The organism is Actinoallomurus acaciae (genome assembly GCF_042429965.1).
In the GTDB taxonomy this organism is placed as follows: domain Bacteria; phylum Actinomycetota; class Actinomycetes; order Streptosporangiales; family Streptosporangiaceae; genus Actinoallomurus; species Actinoallomurus acaciae.
In genome coordinates this window covers 21,903-29,020 of the sequence record NZ_JBHLZP010000041.1, presented here as the reverse complement: position 1 = coordinate 29,020, position 7,118 = coordinate 21,903, and the positions used below count along the sequence as shown (strand labels likewise).

The 7,118-nt window shown below is 71.4% G+C and carries 6 protein-coding genes; 5 read left to right on the top strand and 1 reads right to left on the bottom strand.

Annotated features, from left to right (window positions below; all coding sequences use genetic code 11):
- Positions 1-1,276, top strand: a 1,276-nt coding sequence (locus ACFFNX_RS08365; RefSeq protein WP_378197733.1) for a carboxylesterase family protein, incomplete at its 5' end; no start/stop codon positions are given.
- Between the two features lie 137 nt (positions 1,277-1,413).
- On the opposite strand, the gene ACFFNX_RS08360 is transcribed toward ACFFNX_RS08365, so the two are convergent.
- Complete coding sequence (locus ACFFNX_RS08360; RefSeq protein WP_378197731.1) at positions 1,414-3,024, bottom strand: hypothetical protein; 1,611 nt, start codon at positions 3,022-3,024, stop codon at positions 1,414-1,416.
- 136 nt (positions 3,025-3,160) lie between these two features.
- On the opposite strand from ACFFNX_RS08360, the gene purS reads away from it, so the two are divergent.
- The 4 genes from purS to purL all read left to right on the top strand — a co-directional run bounded on the left by purS (position 3,161) and on the right by purL (position 6,981).
- Positions 3,161-3,403, top strand: a complete 243-nt coding sequence (purS, locus tag ACFFNX_RS08355) for a phosphoribosylformylglycinamidine synthase subunit PurS (RefSeq protein WP_285582223.1) — start codon at positions 3,161-3,163, stop codon at positions 3,401-3,403.
- 137 nt (positions 3,404-3,540) lie between these two features.
- The gene (locus tag ACFFNX_RS08350; protein WP_378197728.1) at positions 3,541-3,984 is read left to right on the top strand and encodes an ATP-binding protein; all 444 of its coding nucleotides are present in this window, start codon (positions 3,541-3,543) and stop codon (positions 3,982-3,984) included.
- A gap of 52 nt (positions 3,985-4,036) precedes the next feature.
- The gene (purQ, locus tag ACFFNX_RS08345) at positions 4,037-4,714 is read left to right on the top strand and encodes a phosphoribosylformylglycinamidine synthase subunit PurQ (RefSeq protein ID WP_378197726.1); all 678 of its coding nucleotides are present in this window, start codon (positions 4,037-4,039) and stop codon (positions 4,712-4,714) included.
- On the top strand, positions 4,711-6,981 hold the full coding sequence (purL, locus tag ACFFNX_RS08340) for a phosphoribosylformylglycinamidine synthase subunit PurL (protein WP_378197724.1): 2,271 nt from the start codon (positions 4,711-4,713) through the stop codon (positions 6,979-6,981). Before purQ ends, purL begins: the two co-directional genes overlap by 4 nt.
- The last annotated feature ends 137 nt before the right edge of the window (positions 6,982-7,118 follow it).

Genomic DNA, 7,118 nt, shown 5'->3' with positions numbered 1-7,118 from the left:
GTCGCGGTTCGCGCCCCCGGCCGCGCCGCGGCCGTGGCAGGGCGTCCGCGACGCGACCCGGATCGGTCCCGCGGCGCCCCAGCCGCCGTCGCGGCTCGAACACGTCATCGGGCCGATCCGCCTGCCGCAGTCCGAGGACTGCCTGTCGGTCAACGTGTGGACCCCGGACGTATCCGGCCGCCGGCCCGTGCTGGTGTTCGTCCACGGCGGCGGCTTCACCGCCGGCTCCGGAGGGCAGGACGGCTACCACGGTCACCGGCTGGCCGAGGCCGGTGACCTGGTCGTCGTGACGCTCAACTACCGGCTCGGGGCGCTGGGCTTTCTCTCTCTGGCCGAGTTCGGCGAGGACCTCGGCCGGGGGAATTTCGGCCTGCTGGACACCCTCGCCGCGCTGCGCTGGGTCCGCGAGCACATCGCCGCATTCGGCGGCGACCCGGACGCCGTCACGCTGGCCGGCCAGTCGGCCGGCGCGATGATGACGCTCGCGCTCATGTCCGCGCCGCCGGCCGAAGGCCTGTTTCGGCGGGTCATCCTGCAGAGCACACCGACCGCCGTCGCGCCCGCGTCCCCCGGGGACGCCGCGGCCATGGCCGAACGCTATCTGCACACTCTCGGGCTCCGGCCGGACGAGGCGCACCAGCTGCGCACCGAGCCCGTCGAGCGGCTGCTCGCGGCGCAGAACGACCTGGCACGCCGGACCGCCCGGCCGCTGGCCCTGGCTCCGCCGCTCCACCTCGTGGCCGAGCCCGGCCTGGTCGCCGCCGACCTGATCACGGCCGTACGAGACGACGCCGAGATCGGCCGCCTGGTCGGTTACACCCGGGACGAGGCGCTGGCCTGGTCTGTTCCGTCCGAGCTCGATGACGCCGCCGCCACCGAGCTCGCCGCGGGCTTCGGCGGTGAGCAGGTGTACGCGGAGGCCAGGCGGGCGATGTCCGACGCCGCCCCGGCACGCGCGCTGGCCGCCGCCGTGACCGAGCGGTACTTCGCCCGCGACATCTCACGCCTGGGGCACGGCGGGTACGTGTACCGGTTCGACTGGCACCCGCCGGGCAGCCCGCTCGGCGCCTGCCACTGCATCGAGCTGCCGTTCGTCTTCGGGACGCCGCCGGCCTGGCGCGAGGCCCCCATGATCGCCGGCGCCGCGCCGGCGGACCTCGTCCACACCACCCAGGCCGCCTGGAGCTCGTTCGCGCGTCACGGCGATCCGGGCTCCTCGTGGCCGGTCCACCGCGAGCCCGGCGACGTACTGAGACTCGATCACCCGATGCACTAGCCGTACTGCCCAGGCAGGTTGGCCGGTTGCGGTGTGGGGTCGGTGGAGACATCATCGGCGACCACGCGGGGTGGGATGAGCTTCTTCCCGACGGGACCGTGGTTCACCGCAACGCCCGCTTCGACCACCCGTACTGACTAGTCGCGCCGCAGCACCCGGGTGGCGCCGGCCGCGACGGTCAGGCCGAGGAGGAAGCCGGCCGCGACAAGCGCGTCGGATATCCACAGGTAGACGCCGTGCGGCGCGAACTCGCCCTCCTGGCCGAGCGAGCCGACCGGCAGGAGCAGGTCGAGCGTGTACAGGAACGGGTTGAACTCGGTGTTGTGCCCCGGCTCGGTGATCTTCGGATGATGCTGGAAGATCACCGTGCCGAACGCCAGGAGTGCCATGAGCCAGGCGCCCGCCAGGAACGGCCGGTAGCCGTAGCCGACCGTCCAGTCCTGGACGTACCCCCACACCCGCACCGGCACGGTCTGGGTGGCGCGGCGGCGGCGCTGCTTGGCGAGCAGCACCAGCCGGCGCTCTCCGTCGTGGCCGAGCGTGCGGTACGTCTCGGCGAGCCGCTCGTACGGCTGGGGCACGTATCCGTCGCCGTCGCGCTCCAGCCACTTCAGCCGTTCGCCCGCGGTCAGCGGCGGGTCGATCGTGTCGTAGGTGAGGCCGTCGAGGGTGTAGCGCGGCGCCCAGGAGAGCGGGTCGTCGCGGAGCAGCTTGATGCGGGCGTACCGCATGTCGACCGTGCCGGCGATGGGCTCGGCCGGGCGCAGCAGCACCTCCTCCGCCTGGAGCCGCTGGAGGCTGAGCGCGACGCCGGCGGGGTTCTTCATCCGGCCGCCGCGCAGGCTGAGCAGCCCGCCGACCCGCGCGCCGGACAGGCTGACCGCGCCGTCGGCGCGGAAGCCGTCCGAGCAGTAGATGTCGGTCTCGATGCTCAGATCGTCGCAGTTCAGCGCCGTACGGCCCGGGTGGGTGATGGACGCGCCGACGAGGGAGAGGTAGCCGCCGATGCGCGCGCCGCGCAGGCGGATCTCGCCGTCGGCGGAGAACCCTCCGTCGCAGAAGACGTTCGCCGCGACCGAGAGCCGGCTCGCGTACAGCGCCTGGCCCTTGGGGTTGCGCAGCCGCGCGCCGCGGAGGATCAGCTGGCCGCCGACCTGCGCGCCCGGCAGGCGTACCTCGCCCTCGACGGTGAAGCCCTGGTCGCAGTAGACGTTGTTGTCCACGATCAGCCGGTCGGCGAGCAGCGGCGCGTCGCCGGTCGGGTGGGACAGGTGCGCGGCCGTGAGGTTGAGGATGCCGGTGATGCGGCAGCTGTCCAGCCACACGCCGCCGTAGATGTGGCTGCCCTCCAGCCACAGGTGACCGTCGATGCGGGCTCCGGAGGCGACCAGGCCCGGCAGCCGGCAGCGCATGAGGTGAACGCTGCGCAGCTGCGCCCAGTACAGGTGCGGCGCGTCCGTGAGCTGGCAGGCGGTCAGCGCGAGCGGGACGGTCACGTGGGCGTGGCCGAGGTTGAGCGTGCCGGTGATGCGCGCCCCGGTCAGGCGTACCGCCGCGACGTGCCCGGGCTCGTTGTCCTGGGCGCCCAGGAGCAGGGCGGAGATCACCTCGGCGCGGACGGAGCGCTCGGGCCCCCAGGCGTTCGTGCTGTCGAAGTCGTGGTCGCCACCGGACAGGTCGACCGGCTCTCCGCGCGGGAACGCCTCCCAGAGGAGGCGTTCCGGTTCGGTCAGCTCATCGATCTGCATCGGCCGTGGCTCCGGGGGCGGGGGAGATTGCGGTGAACGATCCATGTATAGCGCCTCGCACCGACGTGACGAGGCCCGGGCACCGTGCCGTACGCTTCGGTGCCGTACGAAATCCGCAGATCAGGGAGGGGCAGTCGTGGCACGCTTCGTCGTCGAGGTGATGCTCAAGCCGGAAATTCTCGATTCCCAGGGTCAGGCCGTGGCGCGTGCGCTGCCCCGGCTGGGATTCGAAGGCGTGACCGGCGTACGCCAGGGCAAGCGGTTCGAGATCGAGTTGGAGGGGCCGGCGGACGAGGCGGCCACCGAACGCGTTCGCAAGATGGCGGAGACTCTTCTCGCCAACCCCGTCATCGAAACGTTCGAACTCCGCGCGGAATAGTGGCCCAAAGATAGCCGGGGACGCGATTACGGCAGTTTCACCTGGGGAAGCCTTACCAACGTTCGAAGATTTTCGACGGAGACGGGGCGAGTCCCATGTCACGGGGTAAGGACAGCGACACGAGGTGGCCGGTAGACATGAAGTTCTCACTCGACCTTCCGCGTGAGACCCTCAGCGTGCCGGTCATCAGGCGGATCCTGGGTGACACGCTGCGCGGACTCGGTGTGTCGGAGGCGTGCGTCGCCGACATCCTCGTCGCCATCTCGGAGGCGTGCACCAATGTGGTTCAGCACGCGGACTCGACGTCTCGCTATGAAGTGATCGCCGGCATCGACGGAGGCGAGTGCGTACTCAAGATCGTCGACCGCGGGCAGGGTTTCACGGGCGAGACCGGGAAAAGCGTCCCCCCGGACTCCGAGTCCGGACGCGGAATAACGATCATGAAGGCTCTCGTCGACGACGTCAGCTTCGACAGCCGCCCCGACATCGGCACGGTCGTCTACCTTCAGAAGCGTCTCAGTTGGCAGGACGAGTCCTCCACCCGGCACCTCCACCCCGAACTGCTGAAAACCGCAGGCTAGAGGCCGGATAAACTAACGGGCGTCCCCGTATCACCTTGATCGGAGTGTGCCCATGACAGCCCGCGTGGGCGTCATCACCTTCCCTGGATCACTCGATGACCGTGACGCGGCGCGAGCGGTGCGCCTGGCCGGTGCCGAGCCCGTGCCCCTGTGGCATGCGGCGACGGAGCTGCGCGAGGTCGACGCCGTCATCCTGCCGGGCGGCTTCTCCTATGGCGATTACCTCCGTGCCGGCGCGATCGCCCGGTTCGCGCCGCTGATGGAGCGCCTGGCCGACGCCGCCCGCGGCGGCATGCCCGTGCTCGGCATCTGCAACGGCTTCCAGGTCCTGTGCGAATCACACCTGCTGCCCGGCGCGCTGACCCGCAACGCGAGCCTGCACTTCGTCTGCCGTGCCCAGCGGCTGCGGGTCGAGAACGCCAAGACGGACTGGACCCGTTCGTACGAGGAAGGCCAGGAGATCGTCATCCCGATCAAGAACATCGACGGCTGCTTCATCGCCGACCCGGAGACGCTGGAGGAGCTGGAGTCGTCCGGGCGCGTCGTGGCGCGCTACGTCGACGTGAACCCCAACGGCTCCCTGGCCGACATCGCCGGCATCTGCAACGAGGCGGGCAACGTCGTGGGCCTGATGCCCCACCCCGAGCACGCCGTGGAGGCCCTGACCGGCCCCTCCAGCGAGGGCCTCGGCTTCTTCACCTCCGTGGTCCAGCGGATGGTCTCGGCATGACGACCTACGGAACCGAGCCGGTGCGGCCCGCGGTCGACACCGTCGCGCGCGCCGCCGAGACTCCCGACGCCGCGCTGCCCTACGCCGAGCTCGGCATGAACGACGAGGAGTACGCCCGCGTCCAGCGGATTCTCGGCCGCCGGCCGACCTCCGCCGAGCTGGCGATCTACTCGGTGATGTGGAGCGAGCACTGCTCGTACAAGAGCTCGCGGGTGCACCTGCGCAAGTTCGGTGAGAAGGCCCCGCACAGCGACGCCCTGCTCGTCGGCATGGGCGAGAACGCCGGCGTCGTCGACGTCGGCAACGGCTGGGCCGTCACCTTCAAGATCGAGTCGCACAACCACCCGTCCTACGTCGAGCCGTACCAGGGCGCGGCCACGGGCGTCGGCGGCATCGTCCGCGACATCCTGTCGATGGGCGCCCGGCCGGTCGCGGTCATGGACTCCCTGCGGTTCGGGGCGCCGGACGCGCCCGACACCCGCCGGGTGCTCGACGGCGTCGTGCGCGGCGTCGGCGGCTACGGCAACTGCCTCGGCCTGCCCAACATCGGCGGTGAGATCGTCTTCGACGCCTGTTACGGCGCGAACCCGCTGGTGAACGCCCTGTGCGTCGGTGTGCTCAAGCCGGAGGGCATCAAGCGGGCGACCGCCCCCGGCCCGGGCAACCAGGTCATCCTGTTCGGCGCGGGCACCGGGCCGGACGGCATCGGCGGCGCGTCCGTGCTGGCGAGCGCCACCTTCGACGAGGCCTCCCACCAGAAGCGCCCGTCGGTGCAGGTCGGCGACCCGTTCATGGAGAAGCTCCTCACCGAGTGCTGCATGGAGATCTTCGCCGAGGACCTCGTCGTCGGCATCCAGGACCTCGGCGCGGCCGGTGTCTCGTGCGCCACCACCGAGCTGGCCGCGGCCGGCACGGGTGGCATGGACGTGAACCTCGACCTCGTCCCGCTGCGCGACCCGACGCTGCGGCCCGAAGAGATCCTGATGAGCGAGTCGCAGGAGCGCATGATGGCCGTGGTCGAGCCGGCCAAGGTCGCGCGCTTCCTCGAACTCTGCAAGCGCTGGGACGTGCCCGCGACGGTGATCGGCGCGGTGACCGACACCGGGCGACTGCGCATGACCTGGCGCGGCGAGACGATCGTCGACATCCCGCCGGGCACCGCCGCCGACGAGGGCCCGGTGTACGAGCGCCCGTACGAGCGACCGGCCGACCTCGACCAGCTCCAGGCCGACGGCCCGGACAGGCTGCCCCGGCCCTCGACGCCGGAACAGCTGCGCGACACGGTCATGTGGCTCGCCGGCGCGCCCAACCTCGCCGACAAGTCGTTCGTGACCTCCCAGTACGACAAGTACGTCCAGGGCAACACCGTGCTGGCGATGCCCGACGACGCCGGGGTGGTCCGCATCGGCGACGGCCCGCAGGGCATCGCGATCGCCACGGACGGCAACGGCCGCTACGCCCGCCTCGACCCGTACGCCGGGGCCCAGCTCGCGCTGTCGGAGGCGTACCGCAACGTCGCGGCCACCGGCGCCCGCCCGCTCGCGGTCACCAACTGCCTCAACTTCGGTTCGCCGGAGGACCCGGGCGTGATGTGGCAGTTCGCGCAGGCCGTCGAGGGTCTCGCGGACGCCTGTCAGACGCTCGGCGTGCCGGTGACCGGCGGCAACGTCAGCTTCTACAACCAGACCGGCACCACGCCGATCAATCCGACGCCGGTGATCGGCGTGCTCGGCGTCCACGACGACGTGACCCGCCGGATCCAGATCTCGTTCAACGTCGAGGGCATGTCGCTGCTGCTGCTCGGCGAGACCCGGCCGGAGTTCGGCGGCTCGGAGTGGGCGAACGTCGTGTTCCGTCACCTCGGCGGCCTGCCGCCGCGCCCGGACCTGGCGGCCGAGGCCGCGCTGGCGTCGGTGCTGGTGAACGCCGCCCGCGAGAGCCTGCTGGACGCCGCGCACGACCTGTCCGACGGCGGGCTGTCCCAGGCGCTGCTGGAGTCCTGCCTGCGCGGCGGCCTCGGCTGCACGGTGACCCTGCCGGGCGACCCGTTCGTGGAGCTGTTCAGCGAGTCGGTGGCCCGCGCGGTGGTGGCGGTGCACCCGGAGCGCGAGGCCCGGGTGGCGCAGCTGTGCGAGGCCGCCCGCGTGCCGCTGCGGCGCCTGGGCGTGGTCGGCGGCGACTCCCTCACCGTCGAGGGCCAGTTCTCCATCCCGCTGACCGAACTCCGCGAGGTCTACCAGGGCGCCCTGCCCGCGCTGTTCGGCTGAGTTCTCCGCGGACCGCCCCCGGCCGGGGGCGGTCCGCCGTTCTGCCGATCTTCGTAGTGAGCTCGCGGCCGGTAACGGGCCGACTACCGCATCTCCAGGCGCGGGTATTGTGCCTTACCAGGGCTTTTGTATGTTGT

Bases quoted from the DNA above. Each gene is read 5' to 3' on its own strand.
- ACFFNX_RS08360 (WP_378197731.1), bottom strand. From the start codon at position 3,024: ATGCAGATCGATGAGCTGACCGAACCGGAACGCCTCCTCTGGGAGGCG.
- ACFFNX_RS08350 (WP_378197728.1), top strand. From the start codon at position 3,541: ATGAAGTTCTCACTCGACCTTCCGCGTGAGACCCTCAGCGTGCCGGTC.
- purQ (WP_378197726.1), top strand. From the start codon at position 4,037: ATGACAGCCCGCGTGGGCGTCATCACCTTCCCTGGATCACTCGATGAC.
- purL (WP_378197724.1), top strand. From the start codon at position 4,711: ATGACGACCTACGGAACCGAGCCGGTGCGGCCCGCGGTCGACACCGTC.